We start from the raw sequence: 18,724 nt of genomic DNA, 5'->3' as shown, positions 1-18,724 counted from the left end.
CTCCTCGTCGATCCGGTCGGTGGTCTCGGCGCCGGCGGCCACGAGCGCGGTGAGGACGGTCCACCGCAGGTCGGTGTCGAGGGTCAGGCCGGGCAGGCCCGCCTCGTCAGGTCCCGCGTCGAGGAGGCACGCGAGAACGCGCGCCTGGTCGGCACCCACCGGGCAACTGCACAGGGCGGCGAGGAACGCCAGCTGGTGGTCGGACCCCGCCTCCGATTCCCGGGCCGCCGTGAGCATCGCGGCGGAGAACTCGGGCCACCCGGTGGCGGCCGCCCAGTCCGGGTCGGCGTACCTCGCCAGCGCGGTCTGAGCTTGGGCGAGCACGCGCTGGACCACCCCGATGTGGGGCTCTCGCGGGGCCGCGCGGGTGACCACCTCGACGAACCGGCGAGCCGGAAGCCGGGCGTCCCGGGTCATCTCCCACAGCGCGGACCAACACAGGGTGCGGGCGAGGGAATCCGTCACGTCCTCGATCGACCCGAGAACGGTGTCGAGCGAGCGCTCGTCGAGCCGCACCGAGCAGTACGTCAGGTCCGCGTCGTTGGGCAGGATCACGTCGGGCACGGGGAGCCCGGCCATTTCCGGGACGGTCGTGCGCTCGGCGTCGACGTCCAATTCGGCGAACGTGGTCCGGACCAGTGCCCCCGACTCATCACGGCTGTAGAGACCCACGCCGAGGCGGTGGGTGCGTAGTTCCCCGGCACCGGGGGCGGCCGGTCCCTGAACGACGGTCAGCTCCGAGATCGTCCCCGGGGTGTCGGCGGCGGTGCTCACCTCCACGGAGATCGGGTTGATGCCGGTGGTCCGCAACCACTGGGCGGCCCAGTCGGACAGGTCGCGACCGGAGGACGCCTCGAGTGCCCGCAGGAGATCGCCGAACTCGGCGTTGCCGAAGGCGTGCTCGGCGAAGTAGGCGCGTAGGCCCGCCAGGAACGGCTCGCGCCCCACATACGCCACCAGCTGTTTGAGCACGGATGCGCCCTTGGCGTAGGTGATCCCGTCGAAGTTCGCCTCGACAGTCTCCAGGTCCGTCATGACGGCCGCGACTGGGTGGGTGGAGGGCAGTTGGTCCTGCCGGTACGCCCACGCCTTCTCGACGTTGGCGAAGGTGGTCCAGGCGTCGGTGTACTGCGTGGCGTCGACCTGGGCGAGGACGGAGGCGAAGGTCGCGAACGACTCGTTGAGCCACAGGTCGTCCCACCACCGCATGGTCACCAGGTCGCCGAACCACATGTGGGCCATCTCGTGCAGGATCGTCTCGTTGCGGCGTTCGTAGCGGTATCCGGTGACCCGGGAGCGGAAGACGTAGTCCTCGAGGAACGTCACCGCACCGGCGTTCTCCATGGCACCCGCGTTGAACTCGGGTACGAAGATCTGGTCGTACTTGCCGAAGGCGTACGGCATGCCGAACTCGCGGTGGTAGAAACCGAAACCCTCCTTGGTCTCGGCGAACAGCCGGTCGGCGTCGAGGTGCTCGGCGAGCGACCCCCGGCACAGCAGGCGTAGAGGAATGGTCCCGTGCTCGTCGGTGTAGGAGTCCTCCGCCACGTGGTACGGGCCGGCGATCAGGGCCACCAGGTAGGTCGAGAGGACCTCCGTCTGATCGAATCGGTGAACGACCGCTCCCGACCCACCAGGGGACTCGGTGGCCGGGGTGTTGGACACCACGACCCAGGAGGCGGGGGCCGTGACGGTCAGCGTGTAGCGCGCCTTGAGGTCGGGTTGGTCGAAGCAGGCGAACACCCGTTTGGCGTCGGCGGTCTGGAACTGCGTGTAGAGATAGACCTCCCCGTCCACGGGATCGACCATGCGGTGCAGGCCCTCGCCGGTGGAGGTGTACGCCAGATCGGCGTCCACGATGAGCTCGTTGGTCTCCTGCAGATCGGGCAGCGTCAGCCCCACCTCGTCGTCGTACTCCCCGTTCTCGAGGGTCAGCCCGTTCAACGTCACCGACCGGATCCGCGCCGACCTCAGGTCGATGAACGTCTCCGCCCCGGGCCGAGAACAGGTGAACCGGACGACCGTGCGGGACCGGAACATCCCGCTTCCCGGCCCGCCGGAGCCGTCGGTGAGGTCCAGGTCCACCTCGTAGGTATCCACGTCGATCAGCTCCGCCCTGGCGGCGGCGTCGGAACGGGTGAGATTGAGCGAGCGCATCGGGAGGTCCTCGGTTCCTGGGCGTGAGTGGTGGCCCCAGTCCTACCACCCGGGGCGGGGTGGCAGTCGGCGACCCTGACGAGGAGGATGGGGCCATGACATCCTCCGATTCCACCGCCCGCCGTTCCGTCGACTTCTGGTTCGACCCCCTGTGCCCCTTCGCGTGGGTCACCAGCCGCTGGATCCTCGAGGTGGAGAAGGTCCGCGACATCGATCTGACGTGGAACGTGATGAGCCTGTCCGTCCTCAACGACGGCCGCGACCTGCCGGAGGAATACCTCGAGCACATGCGGCTCGGCTGGGGCCCGGTCCGCGTGGCGATCGCCGCCGCGCAGCGTCACGGTCAGGAGGTCCTGGGCCGGTTGTACACCGAGCTCGGCACCCGCATCCACGATCAGGGCCGGGGGATCGACGACCCCACCGTGATCACCGAGGCGCTCGAGGCCGCCGGACTGGACGCGGGCCTCGCCGCCGCGGCGGCGACCGATGAGTACGACGACGAGCTGCGCGCCTCGCACCACCGCGGCATGGACCCGGTGGGCGACGAGGTCGGCACCCCGGTCGTTCACGTGGACGGCGTGGCCTTCTTCGGACCCGTGCTCACACGCATCCCGCGCGGCGAGGAGGCGGGCAAGGTGTTCGACGGCGCGGCCCTGCTCGCCGGATATCCCTACTTCTTCGAGCTCAAGCGCAGCCGCACCGAGTCCCCACGGTTCGACTGAAGGCCCGGGGGTGCGGCGGGTGCCGAGCGTGGCAGAATCGCCGCCATGCGCATCTACCTGGGAGCGGACCACGCCGGCTTCGAGACCAAGAACGTCATCGCCGAGCACCTGACGGCCTCCGGCCACGAGGTGGTCGACTGCGGTGCCCACACCTACGACGCCGAGGACGACTACCCGGCCTTCTGCATCGACGCGGCTCGCAAGGTCGTCGCGGACCCGGGCAGCCTCGGGATCGTGCTGGGCGGATCCGGCAACGGCGAGCAGATCGCGGCCAACAAGGTCCCCGGCGCCCGCTGCGCACTGGCGTGGAGCGTCGAGACCGCCCGCCTGGCCCGCGAGCACAACAACGCGCAGTTGATCGGTATCGGCGGGCGGATGCACTCTCAGGAGGAGGCGCTGGCGATCGTCGACGCGTTCCTCGACCAGAGCTGGTCGGAGGCCGAGCGTCACCAGAGGCGCATCGACATCCTCGCCGAGTACGAGCGCACCCACGAGGCCCCGCCGGTCCCCGGCGCCTGAGTTCCAGTGCCTGAGGGGCACACACTCCACCGGCTGGCCCGCCTGCACACCGAGTACTTCGCAGGCGGGCCGGTCCGCGTCTCGAGCCCACAGGGGCGGTTCGCCGACCACGTCGTCGTCGACGGGCGCCACTTCGACCGCGCCACGGCCGTCGGCAAGCACCTCTTCCACCACTACGACGGCGGCGTCGCCGTCCACATCCACCTCGGGCTCTACGGGTTCTTCGACACGCACCTGGTGCCGCAGGGGGAACAGCCCCCGGCACCGGTCGGGCAGGTGCGGATGCGGGTCGGCTCGGTCCGCGACGAGGCGGTCGGCGCGGGGTCGCAAGCAGAGGACGGGCCGGTGCACTGCGTGGACCTCCGCGGGCCCACAAGGTGCGAGGTCATCGACGAGGCGGGCGTGGCCGAGGTCCGAGGCCGTCTGGGCCCCGATCCGTTGGATCCCGACGCCGATCCCGAGTCGGCCTGGATGCGCATCTCCCGCAGTGCGCGGCCGATAGGTGCGCTGCTCATGGACCAGAAGGTCCTGGCCGGAGTCGGGAACGTCTACCGCGCCGAGGTGCTGTTCCGGCACGGTATCGACCCGTTCCGCGCCGGCTCGCGGCTAACGGAGGGCGAGTTCCGCGCGATCTGGGGCGACCTGGCGCAGTTGATGGAGGTGGGGGTGGAGACCGGCGCCATCCACACGATCCGCCCGGAGCACGACCACGGGGACGTGCCCCGACGTGGTGCCGACCGACCGCGCAACTACGTCTATCAACGGGACGGCTGGCAGTGCCGGGTGTGCCGCGACGAGATCGCCCTGCAGACGTTGGAGGCGCGGACCCTCTTCTGGTGTCCGACCTGCCAGCATTCTGGTGTCCGACCTGCCAGCCGGGACGGCCGCGCTGAACCCGTCGCCGAGTCGCAGCCGCGGGCGGGCGGGTCAGCCGGTTAGCGGGCGACCATTTCGCAGCCGCACGTCGCGACGGCGTCTCGCGGGTACCGAAGTGCCTGCGAGACGCCATGCCGAGGGGCGGCTGGGATCTGATCGAACAGGCGCTACCGCCAGACGCCATGCCGAGGGGCGGCTGGGATCTGATCGAACAGGCGCTACCGCGAGACGCCATCCTCGGGAGCGCCGGGAGGGCGTCGCGAGTCGTCGTGTGGAGCGGGCGACGGGAATCGAACCCGCGTAGCCTGCTTGGAAGGCAGGGGCTTTACCATTAAGCTACGCCCGCGTCGGCGGCTGACCTGGAGTTTCCCCCGAGGCTCGCTCGCGCGGTGATCACACTACCGGACCGGTGCGGCACCCCCAACTCCCGGCCCGCCAACGCGGAATCTGCCGTGATGCGGCACTGTCGTACACTGGCCGAGTTGGTTTGGCGGCCCGGCAGGTTCCCCGCGTACGGCGCGGGCGGTCGGTCGCGCGACTCACCGGGATGTGGCGCAGCTTGGTAGCGCATCCGCTTTGGGAGCGGAGGGTCGCAGGTTCGAATCCTGTCATCCCGACCAGCGGAGCCCGAGACATGAACCCCACACGACTTTCCTAGGAGATCATCACCGTGAAGAGCACTGTCGAGCAGCTGAACCCGACCCGGGTCAAGGTCACGGTGGAGGTGCCGTTCGCGGAGCTCGAGCCGGACTTCGCCAAGGCTTACAAGTCGCTCGCCGGCCAGGTCAACATCGCCGGCTTCCGACCGGGTAAGGCCCCCGCCAAGCTCCTCGAGGCGCGGATCGGCCGCCCGGCGGTGCTGGAGCAGGTCATCAACGACATGATCCCGACCCGCTACGGCCAGGCCGTCGACGAACACGACCTCAAGGTCCTGGCCCAGCCGGAGATCGAGGTGACGAAGCTCGAGGACGGCGACGTCGTGGAGTTCACCGCCGAGGTGGACGTGCGCCCGGAGATCACCCTGCCCGCCTACTCGGAGCTGGCGGTCACCGTCGAGGCCCCGGCCGCCGACGACGCGGCGGTGGAGACGGAGCTCGACAACCTCCGCGCCCGCTTCGGCACCCTCAAGGGCGTCGAGCGTGGTGCCGAGAAGGGTGACTTCCTCTCGGTGGACCTCGCCGCCACCGTCGACGGTGAGCCGGTCGAGGACGCCTCGACCGAGGGTCTGTCCTACGAGCTCGGCTCCGGCACGCTCATCGAAGGACTCGACGATGCGGCCGAGGGCCTCAAGGCCGGCGAGTCCAAGGAGTTCACCTCGTCCCTCGTCGCGGGCGAGCACGCGGGCAAGGAGGCGGTCATCACCGTGACCGTCCAGTCCGTCAAGGAGCGCGAGCTGCCCGACGCCGACGACGAGTTCGCCCAGATGGCCAGCGAGTTCGACACCCTCGACGAGCTCAAGGCCGACCTCACGGAGAAGGTGGCGCAGCAGGCCAGGGCCGGCCTCGCGGGCGAGATCCGCGACAAGGTCCTGGACGCCTTGATCGAGGCCACCGACATCCCGACTCCCGAGTCCCTGGTCGAGTCCGAGGCGCACGCGCAGATGCACCAGCTCATCGACCAGTTCGGTGGGGACCCGGCGATCCTCGACCAGGCGCTGGCCGCCGAGGGCACGGACCGCGAGACCTTCGAGGCGGAGACCCGCGAGGGCGCCGCGCGCGCCATCCGCAGCCAACTCCTGCTCGACGCCGTGGCCGAGGAGGCCTCGACCGAGGTCTCGCAGGAGGAGCTCACGCAGCACATCATGTTCCAGGCCCAGCGCTATGGCATGGACCCGAACCAGTTCGTGCAGCAGATCCAGCAGGCCGGCCAGCTCGGCTCGCTGTTCTCCGACGTGCGCCGTTCCAAGGCGCTGGCGGACGTCATCGTCCAGGCCAACGTCACGGACACCGAGGGCAACACGGTCGACACGACCGAGTTCTTCGGGTCTCGCGAGGAGGACTCCGCCGACTCCGCCGACTCGGACGAGGCCGCCGAGTCCACCGACGCCGCGGACACCGACGGCAAGGGCGACGACGCCTGACGGTCCTCACCTGCACCACCCCCGGAGCCGGGGGCCACCTCACGGTGGTCCCCGGCTCCGTCGTTCGCGGTGGCAGTGCACCCGGTGCCCGCGGTGGCGGCCGCGGACGCCGACGCCGACGCCGACGCTGAGAGCGAACACCCGCCCCGTCGGGACGGTTCGGCCGTGGGCGTTGGTTACTGTTTGACGTAACGGATACCCGGCCGCCGGTCGGTCGGGCACCGCGGGAGCGGTGAGACGATCAGCGAAGGTAGGTACCCCGTGGCCCAGAACGGTTCAGCGGCACAGCCCGGTTCGACGCAGCCCGCCCTCAGCTCGCCCGGATCCCATGGGCTGACCCTCGGCGACTCGGTGTACGAGCGTCTCCTGCAGGAGCGGATCATCTTCCTGGGTTCCCAGGTGGACGACGACATCTCCAACCGCCTCTGCGCGCAGATCCTGCTGCTCGCGGCGGAGGACCCCACCCGCGACATCGCCATGTACATCAACTCGCCCGGTGGTTCCGTGACGGCGGGGATGGCGATCTACGACACGATGCAGTTCGTCGAGTGTGACGTCGCGACCTACGGTATGGGTCTGGCCGCCTCGATGGGGCAGTTCCTGCTCACCGCGGGCACCAAGGGCAAGCGGTACGCCCTGCCGCACGCCAAGATCATGATGCACCAGCCCTCCGCCGGGGTCGGCGGCTCGGCCGCCGACATCGCGATCCAGGCCGAGCAGTTCGCCGCCACCAAGCGCGAGATGGCCGAGCTCATCGCCTTCCACACCGGCCAGTCCTTCGAGCAGGTCACCGAGGACTCGGACCGCGACCGGTGGTTCAGCGCGGAGGAGGCCAAGGAATACGGGTTCGTCGACCACGTGATCGCCCGTGCCTCCCAGACCGGAGGGACCTCGCCGTCGTGATCATCGACCCCGTCGCCCACGGGAGCGCTCCCGCAGCCCAGCCCGCCCCGCACACCACCACGGAGTCACCGATGACCTCACTGCCGACCTCGCGCTACATCCTTCCGTCCTTCGTCGAGCACTCGAGCTACGGCGTCAAGGAGTCCAACCCGTACAACAAGCTCTTCGAGGAGAGGATCATCTTCCTGGGCACCCAGGTCGACGACGCCTCGGCGAACGACATCATGGCCCAGCTCCTCGTCCTCGAGGGCCAGGATCCGGACCGCGACATCACGATGTACATCAACTCGCCGGGCGGCTCGTTCACCTCGCTCATGGCGATCTACGACACGATGCAGTACGTGCGTCCCGACATCGTGACGGTGTGCCTGGGGCAGGCGGCTTCGGCCGCCGCGGTCCTGCTCGCGGCGGGCACCAAGGGCAAGCGGGCCGCGTTGCCCAACGCCCGCATCCTCATCCACCAGCCGGCGACCGGTGGGATCCAGGGGCAGGTCTCGGATCTGGAGATCCAGGCCGCGGAGATCGAGCGCATGCGTCGTCTCATGGAGACCACCCTGGCGCGGCACACCGGTCGCGATGCGGACCAGATCCGCAAGGACACCGACCGCGACAAGATCCTCACGGCCGCCGAGGCCAAGGACTACGGGATCATCGACACCGTGTTCGACTACCGCAAACTGTCGTCGACCAACTGACGCCCGGGCGGCGCGCCGTGGAGGGTTGCGGTGCGCCGTCAGGTCCAATGAACCTCATCGCGCGGGGGTCGGAAATGTCGTCCCTCCCGCGTACCGTCGACTACGGGGTGTGAATCCGGACCCCTGGAATGCGAGGACGTAGAACTCATGGCACGTGTGGGCGAGAGCGGCGACCTGTTGAAGTGTTCTTTCTGTGGAAAGAGCCAGAAGCAGGTCAAGAAGCTGATCGCCGGTCCGGGGGTCTACATCTGCGACGAGTGCATCGAGCTGTGCAACGAGATCATCGAGTCCGAGGTCGAGGACTCGCAGGAATCGGCGCTCGACGAGTTGCCCAAGCCGGCGGAGATCCACGCCTTCCTCGACGAGTACGTGGTGGGGCAGGACGCGGCCAAGCGCAACCTCGCGGTGGCCGTCTACAACCACTACAAGCGCATCCGCGTGGGGGCCTCGCTCGGCCGCGGTGACGCGGTGGAACTGGCCAAGTCCAACATCCTCATGCTGGGGCCGACCGGGTGTGGCAAGACGTATCTCGCCCAGACGTTGGCCAAGATGCTCAACGTCCCGTTCGCGATCGCCGACGCCACCGCGCTGACCGAGGCGGGATACGTCGGCGAGGACGTGGAGAACATCCTCCTCAAACTCATCCAGGCCGCGGACTACGACACCAAGCGCGCCGAGATGGGCATCATCTACATCGACGAGGTCGACAAGATCGCCCGCAAGGCCGAGAATCCGTCGATCACCCGCGACGTGTCCGGCGAGGGTGTCCAGCAGGCGCTGCTGAAGATCCTCGAGGGCACGCAGGCGTCAGTGCCGCCGCAGGGTGGTCGCAAGCACCCGCACCAGGAGTTCATCCAGATCGACACGTCCAACGTGTTGTTCATCGTCGCCGGGGCCTTCCAGGGTCTGGAGAAGATCGTCGGTGACCGCGTGGGCCGCAAGGGGATGGGCTTCGGGGCCGAGGTCGCCAGCAAGACGAGCCTCGACACCACGGAGAACTTCAGCGAGGTCATGCCGGAGGACCTGGTGAAGTACGGGCTGATCCCCGAGTTCATCGGTCGACTCCCGGTCGTGGCGACCGTGACGAGCCTGGACCGCGAGGCGCTGGTCAACATCCTCAGCGAGCCCAAGAACGCGCTCGTCAAGCAGTACGCGCGGCTGTTCGAGATGGACGGCGTCGAGCTGGAGTTCACCCAGGACGCCCTCGAGGCCGTGGCCGACCAGGCGATCCTGCGGGGCACCGGCGCCCGCGGGCTGCGCGCGATCATGGAGGAGGTCCTCCTCCCGGTCATGTACGACATCCCCGGGCGCGATGACGTGGCGCGCGTGGTGGTGACCGGTGAGACGGTGCGCCACAACGTGCTGCCGACGATCGTCCCGTTCTCCGAGTCCGAGCCCCGCGAGAAGTCGGCCTAGGCTGCACCGGGTCGGGTCAGGCTCAGACGCGTTCGAAGACGGCGGCCAGCCCCTGACCGCCGCCGATGCACATCGTCTCCAGCCCCCACTGGGCATCGCGTCGCACCATCTCGCGGGAGAGTGTGGTGAGCATCCGGGCGCCGGTCGCTCCGACGGGGTGGCCGAGCGAGATCCCTGAGCCGAGGGGGTTGAGGTGCTCCGAGGCGGGATCGATGTCCCACTCCCGCATGACGGACAGCGCCTGGGCGGCGAAGGCCTCGTTGAGCTCGATCACGTCGATGTCAGTCAGGGTGAGTCCGAGCGCGTGGAGGGCCTTGGCGGTGGCGGGAACGGGGCCGATGCCCATGGTCTCCGGCGCCACACCCGCAACGGCCCACGAGGCGAGACGGACGAGCGGTGTGAGCCCGAGGGCGGACGCCCTGTCGGCTGTGGTGACGATGCACATCGCGGCGCCGTCGTTCTGTCCTGAGGCGTTGCCGGCGGTGACGGTGGCCTCGGGGTCGGTCCGGCTCATGATCGCCCGGAGGCCCGAGAGGGCCTCGACCGAGGTGTCGGCGCGGGGGTGCTCGTCGGTGTCGACGACGAGGTCGGCGCCCCTGCGCTGCGGGACGGTGACGGGAACGATCTCCTCGGCGAACACCCCCGACATCTGGGCGGCGACCGCGCGCTGATGGGACTGCACGGCCAGCCGGTCCTGTTCCTCCCGGCTGATGCCGTACTCGCGGCGGAGGTTCTCGGCGGTCTCGATCATCCCCCCGTCGACGATGTGGGAGCGGCCACCGACCGTGGTGCGGGCGCGACCGAGGCGATCGACCAGGGAGACTCCATCGCCGGAGATGCCCCAGCGGGGCGAGGGCGTGGCGTAGAACTCCACCTGGCTCATCGATTCGACTCCGCCGGTGATGACGAGGTCCGCCCCGCCTGAGGCCACCTGCAGGGCGCCGGTGATCACCGCCTGCAGGCCCGAGCCGCAGCGCCGGTCCAGCTGCATCCCGGGCACCTCGACGCCGAGCGGGGAGTCGAGGGCCGCGATCCGACCTATGGCGGGGCCCTCGCCGCCCGGTGAACCCTGGCCCAGGATCACGTCGTCGACGTCGGCCCCGGTCAGGCCGGTGCGCTCGACGAGCGTCGTGAGCAGCGAGGTCGCCAGGGCGTTCGCGTCCAGCTCACGGAAGACCCCGCCGAAACGTCCGACCGGGGTGCGGAGCGGGTGGCAGATGACGATGTCGCGCATGGGTTCTCCTCATGGTGGCCGGCGGTGCCGAGAGCTCTCCGTCCTCCGCCGTCACGCGGTGGCGTGCGTGGACAGGTGCGAGCGGAGGACCGCGGTCACGCGGTCGGGGATCTCGACGGTGGGAACGTGGGCGGCGGGGGACAGGGTCAGGAACTCGGCGCCCGGGATCCCGGCGGCGAGTTCGCGGACCACGTCGGGCGGTGTGGAGGGGTCCTCGTCCCCGGCGATCACCAGGGTGGGGCAGGTGATCCGGCCGAGGTCGGCGCGCCCGTCCCAGCCCGACAGCGCGTCACAGGCCGCGGCGTACCCCTCGGCGCTGGTCGCCAGGATCATCTCGCGGACAGAATCCACCAGTGCGGGGTCCTGTCGGGCGCGACTGGGGGTAATCCACCTCGCCACCACCGCGTCGGCGACGGCACCGGTTCCGCCGTCGCGGACGGCGGCAGCCCGCTCGACCCATGCCGAGGGCTCACCGAACCTCGCGGCCGTGCACAGCAGGGCCGCGGACCCGACCCTGGTGGGCTCGTGGACAGCGAGCCACTGGGCCAGGGCTCCTCCCAGGGAGAGTCCGACCACGTGGAAGCGGTCCACGCCGAGGGTGTCGAGCAGAGCCAGGACGTCGCCGGCGAGGTCGGCGATCGTGCACGGCCCCGGGATCACGTCTGAGCCGCCGTGGCCACGATGGTCGACAGCGATCACGGTGTGGTCCCGGGCCAGGTCGCGCACCTGGGCGTCCCACATCGACCGGTCCGAACCGAGGGACCCGAGGAGGACGACGGCCGGGGCGTTCTCCGGCCGCGGGCCGCTGACCTGACAAGACAGGGTGGCGGGCATGGGGTGTGTCCTTTCCTGGGGGTCGGGGGACCGGTCGGGCCCGCGTGGCGTGTGGGACGCACGGTCCACCGTACGACGGGTGGGAGCTGCCGCGTCACACAAAGGCGGGCGAGGCCGACCCCCGGTCGGCTTCAGCCATCGACCACACCCCGCCGATTGCACACCGCCGATCGCACACCACTGGCGGGCCCCGGGGCGAACAACGGGTGTACGACGGCTCGGGCGGTCAACAGGGGGCACATTCCTCACTACTGTGGGGACCGACCCCGTCGTCGCCAGAGGAAGGTCCCTGCGTATGAGCTCCTCCGCCCCGGTCACCGTCACCGTCACCGGTGCCGCCGGAAAGATCGCCTACTCCCTGCTCTTCCGAGTGGCGTCCGGTCTGGTCTTCGGCCCCGACACCCCGGTCAGGCTGCGGTTGTTGGACGTCCCGACCGCGGTCGCCGCAGCCGAGGGGGTGGCGATGGAGATCGAGGACTGCGCTCTTCCGTTGGTCGATTCGATCGAGATCACCGACGACGCGGACGTCGCCTTCGACGGCGCCAATGCCGCCTTCCTCGTCGGAGCGATGCCTCGCGGCAAGGGCATGGAGCGGTCAGACCTGCTGACCGCCAACGGTGCCATCTTCCGCGACCAGGGCCGCTCGATCAACGACGGGGCCGCCGACGACATCCGCGTGGTGGTGGTGGGCAACCCCGCCAACACCAACGCCTACATCGCTCACCGGCACGCCCCGGACGTCCCGGCCGGCCGCTTCACCGCCCTCATGCGGCTGGACCACAACCGGGCGCTGAGTCAGCTCGCCGCCCGCCTGGGCGCCCCCGTCGCCGAACTCGACGGGGTCGTGGTGTGGGGCAACCACTCGGCCACCCAGTTCCCGGACGTCTCCTATCTCACCCGCGCGGGTGAACCCGTGACCGCGGGACTCGAGCGCGAGTGGTTGACCGACACCTTCATCCCGCGGGTCGCGAACCGGGGTTCCGAGATCATCGCCGTGCGGGGTTCGTCGTCGGCCGCCTCGGCCGCGGGTGCCGCCGTCGATCAGATGCACGACTGGGTGCACGGCACCCCGGGGGAGAGCTGGACCACGGTGGCGCTGCCCTCCGAGGGGCACTACGGCACGGTCCCGGGTGTGGTCACCGGGTTGCCGTGCCGCAGCCGTGGCGGGGAATGGGAGGTGGTCGAGGGTCTCGAGATCGACGATTTCCAACGCGCGCGCATCGACGCCTCGGTGGCCGAACTGGTCTCCGAGCGCGACGCCGTGCACGCCCTCAACCTGACGGACTGACCCCGGGGGGCGGGGTCCGGCCCGCGTGTGCGGGACCCCGGTGCGGACGGCCTACGATGGTCGGGTGACGACAGCAGCGACTCCCGGCCCCGAGAACAACCGCGCGGATCTGCTCCCCGCCTCCTGGAACCCCGGCGAGGTCGAGTCCGAGCTGTATCAGCGTTGGGTCGAGGCCGGTTATTTCGAGGCCGACCCCTCCAGCGACAAACCCGCGTACTCGGTGGTTCTCCCGCCGCCCAACGTCACCGGAAACCTGCACATGGGGCACGCACTCGACCACACGCTCATGGACGTGCTCACGCGCCGCAAGCGCATGCAGGGCTTCGAGGTGCTGTGGCTTCCGGGCATGGACCACGCCGGGATCGCCACCCAGACCCTCGTGGACCGCAAGCTCCGCGCCGAGGGGATCGACCGCCACGAGATCGGGCGAGAGGCGTTCATCGGACGAGTCTGGGAGTGGAAGCGTGAGTCCGGCGGGACCATCGGCGAGCAGATGCGGCGGCTCGGCGACGGCGTCGACTGGTCGCGTGAGCGGTTCACCCTGGACGAGGGACTGTCCCGCGCGGTGCAGACCATCTTCAAAGAGCTCTACGACCGGGGGCTCATCTACCGCGCCGAGCGGCTGGTCAACTGGTCGCCCACACTCCAGACCGCGATCTCGGACATCGAGGTCAAGTACGCGGATGTCGAGGGCGAGCTGGTGAGCTTCCGCTACGGCTCGATGGACGACTCGCAGCCGCACCTCGTGGTGGCCACGACCCGGCTCGAGACGATGCTGGGCGACACGGCGATCGCCGTGCACCCGGAGGACCCGCGGTACGCCCACCTCGTGGGCACCGAGATCGAGCACCCGTTCCGCGACGGGTGGACCCTGCGCGTCGTGGCGGACGACCACGTCGATCCCGAGTTCGGGACGGGGGCCGTCAAGGTCACGCCCGCGCACGACCCCAACGACTTCGCGATCGGCCAGCGCCACGGGCTGGCGATGCCCACGATCATGGACGCGGCCGGCCGCATTGCCGACACGGGGACCCGCTACGACGGGATGGACCGGTTCGAGGCGCGCAGGGTGATCCGCGAGGACCTCGCCGCCGAGGGCCGGATCGTCAAGGAGGTGCGCCCGTACCTGCATTCCGTCGGACACTCGGAGCGATCCGGTGAGCCAATCGAGCCCCGGCTGTCCCTGCAGTGGTGGGTCAGGGTCGAGGAACTGGCCCGGATGGCGGGAGACGCCGTGCGAGACGGTGACACGGTGATCCACCCGAAGAGTCAGGAACCGCGCTGGTTCGACTGGGTCGACGACATGCACGACTGGTGCATCTCCCGCCAGCTGTGGTGGGGCCACCGCATCCCCATCTGGTACGGGCCGGGCGGCGAGGTGGTCTGCGTGGGCGTGGGCGAGGAGCCGCCCGCCGGCTACACGCAGGACACGGACGTGCTCGACACGTGGTTCTCCTCCGGACTGTGGCCGTTCTCGACCATGGGCTGGCCCGAGCGGACCGCGGACCTCGAGCGGTTCTACCCCACGTCCGTGCTGGTGACCGGGTACGACATCCTGTTCTTCTGGGTGGCCCGGATGATGATGTTCGGCACCTTCGTGGGTCGCACCCTGACCGGCGACAGGGCCGCCCCGGGCAAGGTCCCGTTCACCGACGTGTTCCTCCACGGGCTCGTCCGCGACGAGCACGGCCAGAAGATGTCCAAGTCCAAGGGCAACGGCATCGACCCGCTCGACTGGGTCGACCGTTTCGGCGCCGACGCCCTGCGCTTCACCCTGGCCCGGGGTGCGAACCCGGGCGGCGACCTGTCCGTGGGCGACGACTCCGCCCAGGCATCGCGCAACTTCGCCACCAAGCTCTTCAACGCCACGCGGTTCGCGCTGATGAACGGCGCGAGGGTGGGCGAGCTCCCGGCGGAGGTCGCGCTCACCGACGCTGATCGCTGGATCCTCCAGCGCCTCGGCGAGGTGCGGGTCTCCGTCGACGACGCGCTGGACCGCTACGAGTTCTCCAAGGCCTGCGAGGCCCTGTACCACTTCGCATGGGACGAGCTGTGCGACTGGTACCTGGAGCTGGCCAAGGTCCAGTTCGGCAGCGACGACGAGGCGCGCGGGTCCGAGCGGGCCGATCACACGCGGCTCGTGCTGGGACACGTTCTCGACGTGGTGCTGCGGATGCTGCATCCCGTCATCCCGTTCGTCACCGAGGTGCTGTGGACGGCCCTGACCGGACGCGACTCGGTGGTGGTCGCGGACTGGCCCTCCGACGTGGCCCCGGCAGAGGGGGCCACGGAGTCCGTGCGCCGGGTGGCCGACGCCCAGACCCTCGTCACCGAGATCCGCCGCTTCCGCTCCGACCAGGGACTCAAGCCCGGCCAGCGGGTGCCCGCGCGCGTCACCGGGGTCGACCGGGCGGATCTGCCCGCCGACCTGCTCGACCAGGTGGCCTCGCTCGCGCGGATCACCCCGGCCGGGGACGACTTCACCGCCACCGCCTCGTTGGAGGTCCGGCTGGGGCTGTCCACTGTGGGGGTCGAGATCGACACTTCCGGCACCATCGACCTGGCCGCCGAGCGTCGACGCCTGGAGAAGGACCTCGCGGCCGCGCGCAAGGAGCTGGAGACCACCGGCGCCAAGCTGGGCAACGAGGCGTTCCTCGGCAAGGCTCCCGACCACGTGGTGGACAAGATCCGCGCGCGCCGGGATCTCGCCGAGAACGAGGTCAGCCGGATCTCCGCCCGACTCGAGGGCCTCCCGGCCGGGAGCACCGCCTGATGGCGGGTCATCGGTGGCTCGAGCCCCACGACCCGGACGAGGGCTGGGACACCCCCACCGAGGAGGACGTCGCCGAGTTGCTCGGCGAGGAGGGCCTGGTCTCCGGGGTCTCCCTCGGCGGACCGCTGCCCGGTGACGAGGACGGCGAGGACCGCCAGGAGCCGCGCCCGATCCCGGAGGTCGGCAGCCCCGAGTGGCAGGCCGACACCGCCGAGCTCGCGGCGGTCGAGGAGGAACTGGCCACCCGGTGGCCGGAGACCCGCCTCGAACCGAGCCTGGACCGGATCGCGGAGCTCACCGGTGTCCTCGGGGATCCGCAGCACGCCTATCCGGTCGTCCACGTGGCGGGGACCAACGGCAAGACCTCGGTCACCCGGATGATCGACGCCCTCCTGCGGGCACTGCACCAGCGCACCGGGCGCAACACCAGCCCGCACCTCCAGACCGTCACCGAGCGCATCGCCCTGGACGGCGAGCCCGTCCCGGCGCGTCTGTTCGTGGACACCTACCGCGAGCTGCAGCCGTATCTGGAACTGGTGGACCAGCGGTCCGAGTCCGGCGGCGGTCCCCGGATGAGCTACTTCGAGGTGCTCACCGCGATGGCCTTCGCGGCCTTCGCCGACGCCCCGGTCGACGTGGCCGTGGTGGAGACCGGCATGGGCGGGACCTGGGACGCCACCAACGTGGTGCGGCCGGCCGTCGCCGTCGTCACCCCGATCGGCCTGGACCACACCGACTACCTCGGCGACGACCTGGCGACCATCGCGGGGGAGAAGGCGGGGATCATCCAGCCCGTGGCCGGGGACGATCTGCTCCCGAGGGACCCGGTGGCGGTGATCGGTCGGCAGGAGCCCGAGGCGATGGAGGTGCTGCTGCGTCGGGCGGTCGAGGTGGGCGCGGTGGTGGCGCGTCTCGGCTCGGAGTTCGACGTGGTCGAGCGTCGCCTGGCGGTGGGCGGACAGCAGCTCACCCTGCGCGGTCTCGGGGGCGAGTACCCGGAGGTGTTCCTCCCGCTGTTCGGCGAGCACCAGGCCGAGAACGCCGCCACCGCGCTGGCCGCCGTCGAGGCGTTTTTCGGAGCGGGCCCGGACAGGTCGCTTGACCCCGAGCTCATCCGCGCCGGATTCGCCGCCGTGGACAACCCCGGCCGGCTCGAGCGCCTCAGCTCGAGCCCGACGGTGCTGGTGGACGCCGCGCACAACGGACACGGCGGGCGCGCACTCGCCGAGGCGGTCACCTCCGAGTTCGACTTCCGACGTCTCGTCGCCGTGGTCGCGATGCTCGACGGCAAGGACGCCGACGCCTTCCTCGCGGCCATCGAGCCGGTGGTCGACGAGGTCGTCGTCACGAGGACCGGATCGCCGCGGGCGATGGCGCTCGAGGACCTCGCGCGCATCGCCGAGGACCGGTTCACCGCCCAGCGGGTCCACGTGGTGGACACCCTGCCCGAGGCGATCAGCGCCGCGCTGGACCTGGTGGGGGTTCCCGACCCGACCGCCGACGACGACGTCTCCGGAGTCGGCGTGCTCGTCACGGGGTCGGTGTTGACCGCGGGGGCCGCCCGCAGCTTGTTCGGAAAGGACGCACAGTGACCGACACCGGTTCCGTCGATCCGGGGGCCACGGCCCACGAACCCTCGGTGGATCCGTGGAAGGGCCTGCGGGGGATCATGGCCGGGACACTGATCCTCGAGGCCATCGTGATCGGACTGGTGCTCACGGTGATCGCCCGGGTTGACGACGGAGAGCACTTCCAACCCTGGAAGGTGTGGTTCGTCAGCCTCCTGGCGGTGGCGATGGTCGTGGCCAGTGGTCTGCAGCGGCGGCCCTGGGCGATCCCGATGAACCTCACTCTCGCCGGACTGGCGGTGGCCGGGTGGGCCGTCCACTGGTCGATGGGGGTATGCGGTCTGATGTTCGCGGCGGTGTGGGCGTACATCCTCTATCTTCGGCGGGACCTGTCCCGGAGGATGGCTGCCGGTTACCTCCCCAGCCAACACGACTGACGGGATCCGGGTACTTGTAGCATTGCGGCCGTGACCGAGAGAACCTTCTTCCTCATCAAGCCCGACGGCGTCCAGCGAGGCCTGACCGGGACCATCCTCGCGCGAATCGAGGCCAAGGGCCTCAGGCTCGTGGCCATGGACATGCGCCACGTGCCCCAGGAGACCGCGGCCGAGCACTACGCCGAGCACTCCGAGCGTCCGTTCTACGGCGATCTGCTCGAGTTCATCACCTCCGGTCCGGTCGTGGCCGGTGTCGTCGAGGGCCCCCGCGCGATCGCCGCCTGGCGCCAGCTCGCCGGCGGGACCGACCCGGTGGACAAGGCCGCGCCCGGGTCCATCCGCGGCGACTTCGGGTTGGAGACCCAGTTCAACCTCGTCCACGGATCCGATTCCGAGGAGTCCGCGGCCCGCGAGATCGGACTGTGGTTCCCCGACCTCTGATCCGGGTTCCCCACCAGCGCCCGCGCTGAATGCGCCCGTCGGCCCCGTGTCCGGCGGGCGCATCTGTCTTCCCACCGCTCCCGCGCGGCAACGGATCGCCGGCGGGTGTGGGACAATGGCCGGAGCCCATATTCTTGGCGAGCGGACCACCAGTTCGCCCCGGATCGGGCGCCCGCCATCCGCGGGCCGGATCACACCGGAATCGCGGACCACAAGACACAGCCCCACCTGTGTGGGGCCCAGAGAGAAATGCCGACCCCGTGCGGCGGCGTGGGTCACCGGAGTTGTTCCGGTGACGTGATCGCGCCCGGAGTCCGGCCAGAGGAGACACGTGTCGGATTCGACCCTGACCATCGACGATCTCAACGCGCTCCCGGAGAAGATGCGCGCGCACGCCGCGGCCAAGGCCGTGGGTATGACCAGCAAGGAGTTCCTGGCCGCGATGGCCGGGATCGGCGTGGAGATCAGGAGCGCCCAGTCCGGCGTGACCCGCGAGGTGTTGCTCACCTGGTTCGCCGGCCGTGAGGACGGCGACGGGGCGGCACTCGCGGAGGCTCCCGCCGACCAGGGCGCCTCCGCTGAGACGGTCCCGGCCGATACAGCCCCCGCGAAGAAGGCGGGCGCCGGAAAGGCGCCGGCAAGAAAGTCCTCCGAGAAGAAGGCGCCGGCCAGAAAGTCGGCCGAGAAGAAGGCGCCGGCCGAGAAGTCTCCGGCGAGGAAGACTCGCACGTCCGCTGCGGGCGACGCGGCGACGGACCCGACAGTCGACGGTGACGCCGCG

Annotated in this window: 15 protein-coding genes, 2 tRNA genes and 1 pseudogene; 14 read left to right on the top strand and 4 right to left on the bottom strand. The window is 70.1% G+C overall.

What is annotated here, in order from left to right; genetic code table 11:
* Positions 1-2,157, bottom strand: a 2,157-nt coding sequence (pepN, locus tag IY392_RS05515; protein WP_194860724.1) for an aminopeptidase N, incomplete at its 3' end; no start/stop codon positions are given.
* 95 nt (positions 2,158-2,252) lie between these two features.
* Between pepN and IY392_RS05510 the strand changes: the two genes are divergently transcribed.
* The 3 genes from IY392_RS05510 to IY392_RS05500 are packed head-to-tail and all read left to right on the top strand — an operon-like array spanning position 2,253 to position 4,337.
* Complete coding sequence (locus IY392_RS05510) at positions 2,253-2,879, top strand: DsbA family protein (protein WP_194860723.1); 627 nt, start codon at positions 2,253-2,255, stop codon at positions 2,877-2,879.
* Between the two features lie 45 nt (positions 2,880-2,924).
* The gene (locus tag IY392_RS05505; RefSeq protein WP_095718433.1) at positions 2,925-3,398 is read left to right on the top strand and encodes a ribose-5-phosphate isomerase; all 474 of its coding nucleotides are present in this window, start codon (positions 2,925-2,927) and stop codon (positions 3,396-3,398) included.
* A gap of 6 nt (positions 3,399-3,404) precedes the next feature.
* Entirely contained in the window at positions 3,405-4,337 is a 933-nt protein-coding gene (locus IY392_RS05500; RefSeq protein ID WP_309234014.1) for a DNA-formamidopyrimidine glycosylase family protein, read from the top strand.
* A gap of 209 nt (positions 4,338-4,546) precedes the next feature.
* Here IY392_RS05500 and IY392_RS05495 read toward each other — a convergent pair.
* Positions 4,547-4,620, bottom strand: a tRNA-Gly gene (locus IY392_RS05495).
* Between the two features lie 197 nt (positions 4,621-4,817).
* Here IY392_RS05495 and IY392_RS05490 point away from each other — a divergent pair.
* From IY392_RS05490 to clpX, 5 genes are all read left to right on the top strand, one after another.
* A tRNA-Pro gene (locus IY392_RS05490) sits at positions 4,818-4,894 on the top strand.
* A 50-nt stretch (positions 4,895-4,944) separates the two neighbouring features.
* Entirely contained in the window at positions 4,945-6,354 is a 1,410-nt protein-coding gene (tig, locus tag IY392_RS05485) for a trigger factor (protein ID WP_107756075.1), read from the top strand.
* A 261-nt stretch (positions 6,355-6,615) separates the two neighbouring features.
* Complete coding sequence (locus IY392_RS05480) at positions 6,616-7,257, top strand: ATP-dependent Clp protease proteolytic subunit (RefSeq protein WP_107756076.1); 642 nt, start codon at positions 6,616-6,618, stop codon at positions 7,255-7,257.
* Positions 7,258-7,328: 71 nt separating this feature from the next.
* Complete coding sequence (locus IY392_RS05475) at positions 7,329-7,952, top strand: ATP-dependent Clp protease proteolytic subunit (RefSeq protein ID WP_182612487.1); 624 nt, start codon at positions 7,329-7,331, stop codon at positions 7,950-7,952.
* A gap of 147 nt (positions 7,953-8,099) precedes the next feature.
* Positions 8,100-9,368: an ATP-dependent Clp protease ATP-binding subunit ClpX gene (gene clpX, locus IY392_RS05470; protein WP_107756077.1), complete on the top strand. Its 1,269-nt coding sequence runs from the start codon at positions 8,100-8,102 to the stop codon at positions 9,366-9,368.
* A 22-nt stretch (positions 9,369-9,390) separates the two neighbouring features.
* Here the strand turns inward: clpX and IY392_RS05465 are convergent, their stop codons facing one another.
* Positions 9,391-10,602 (bottom strand): acetyl-CoA C-acetyltransferase, encoded by a 1,212-nt coding sequence (locus tag IY392_RS05465; RefSeq protein WP_194860722.1) that lies wholly within the window; start codon positions 10,600-10,602, stop codon positions 9,391-9,393.
* A 51-nt stretch (positions 10,603-10,653) separates the two neighbouring features.
* A complete protein-coding gene (pcaD, locus tag IY392_RS05460; RefSeq protein WP_194860721.1) occupies positions 10,654-11,436 on the bottom strand; it encodes a 3-oxoadipate enol-lactonase in 783 nt (260 codons plus the stop codon).
* Between the two features lie 295 nt (positions 11,437-11,731).
* On the opposite strand from pcaD, the gene IY392_RS05455 reads away from it, so the two are divergent.
* The 6 genes and pseudogenes from IY392_RS05455 to IY392_RS19485 all read left to right on the top strand — a co-directional run.
* Positions 11,732-12,724, top strand: a complete 993-nt coding sequence (locus IY392_RS05455) for a malate dehydrogenase (RefSeq protein ID WP_107756080.1) — start codon at positions 11,732-11,734, stop codon at positions 12,722-12,724.
* A 64-nt stretch (positions 12,725-12,788) separates the two neighbouring features.
* Entirely contained in the window at positions 12,789-15,497 is a 2,709-nt protein-coding gene (locus tag IY392_RS05450; RefSeq protein WP_194860720.1) for a valine--tRNA ligase, read from the top strand.
* Positions 15,497-17,089 (top strand): folylpolyglutamate synthase/dihydrofolate synthase family protein, encoded by a 1,593-nt coding sequence (locus IY392_RS05445; protein ID WP_228549063.1) that lies wholly within the window; start codon positions 15,497-15,499, stop codon positions 17,087-17,089. The genes IY392_RS05450 and IY392_RS05445 overlap by 1 nt, the downstream gene beginning before the upstream one ends.
* Positions 17,086-17,502, top strand: a complete 417-nt coding sequence (locus IY392_RS05440) for a DUF4233 domain-containing protein (protein WP_107756081.1) — start codon at positions 17,086-17,088, stop codon at positions 17,500-17,502. Before IY392_RS05445 ends, IY392_RS05440 begins: the two co-directional genes overlap by 4 nt.
* A gap of 30 nt (positions 17,503-17,532) precedes the next feature.
* Positions 17,533-17,943 (top strand): nucleoside-diphosphate kinase, encoded by a 411-nt coding sequence (ndk, locus tag IY392_RS05435; protein WP_107756082.1) that lies wholly within the window; start codon positions 17,533-17,535, stop codon positions 17,941-17,943.
* A gap of 331 nt (positions 17,944-18,274) precedes the next feature.
* A pseudogene (locus tag IY392_RS19485) lies at positions 18,275-18,724 on the top strand (ribonuclease E/G); the annotation flags it as partial.

The sequence above is a fragment of the Dietzia sp. SYD-A1 genome (assembly GCF_015356725.1).
Lineage (GTDB): Bacteria > Actinomycetota > Actinomycetes > Mycobacteriales > Mycobacteriaceae > Dietzia.
The sequence above is the reverse complement of the archived record's forward strand: the minus strand, read 5'-3'. Positions and strand labels throughout refer to the sequence as shown.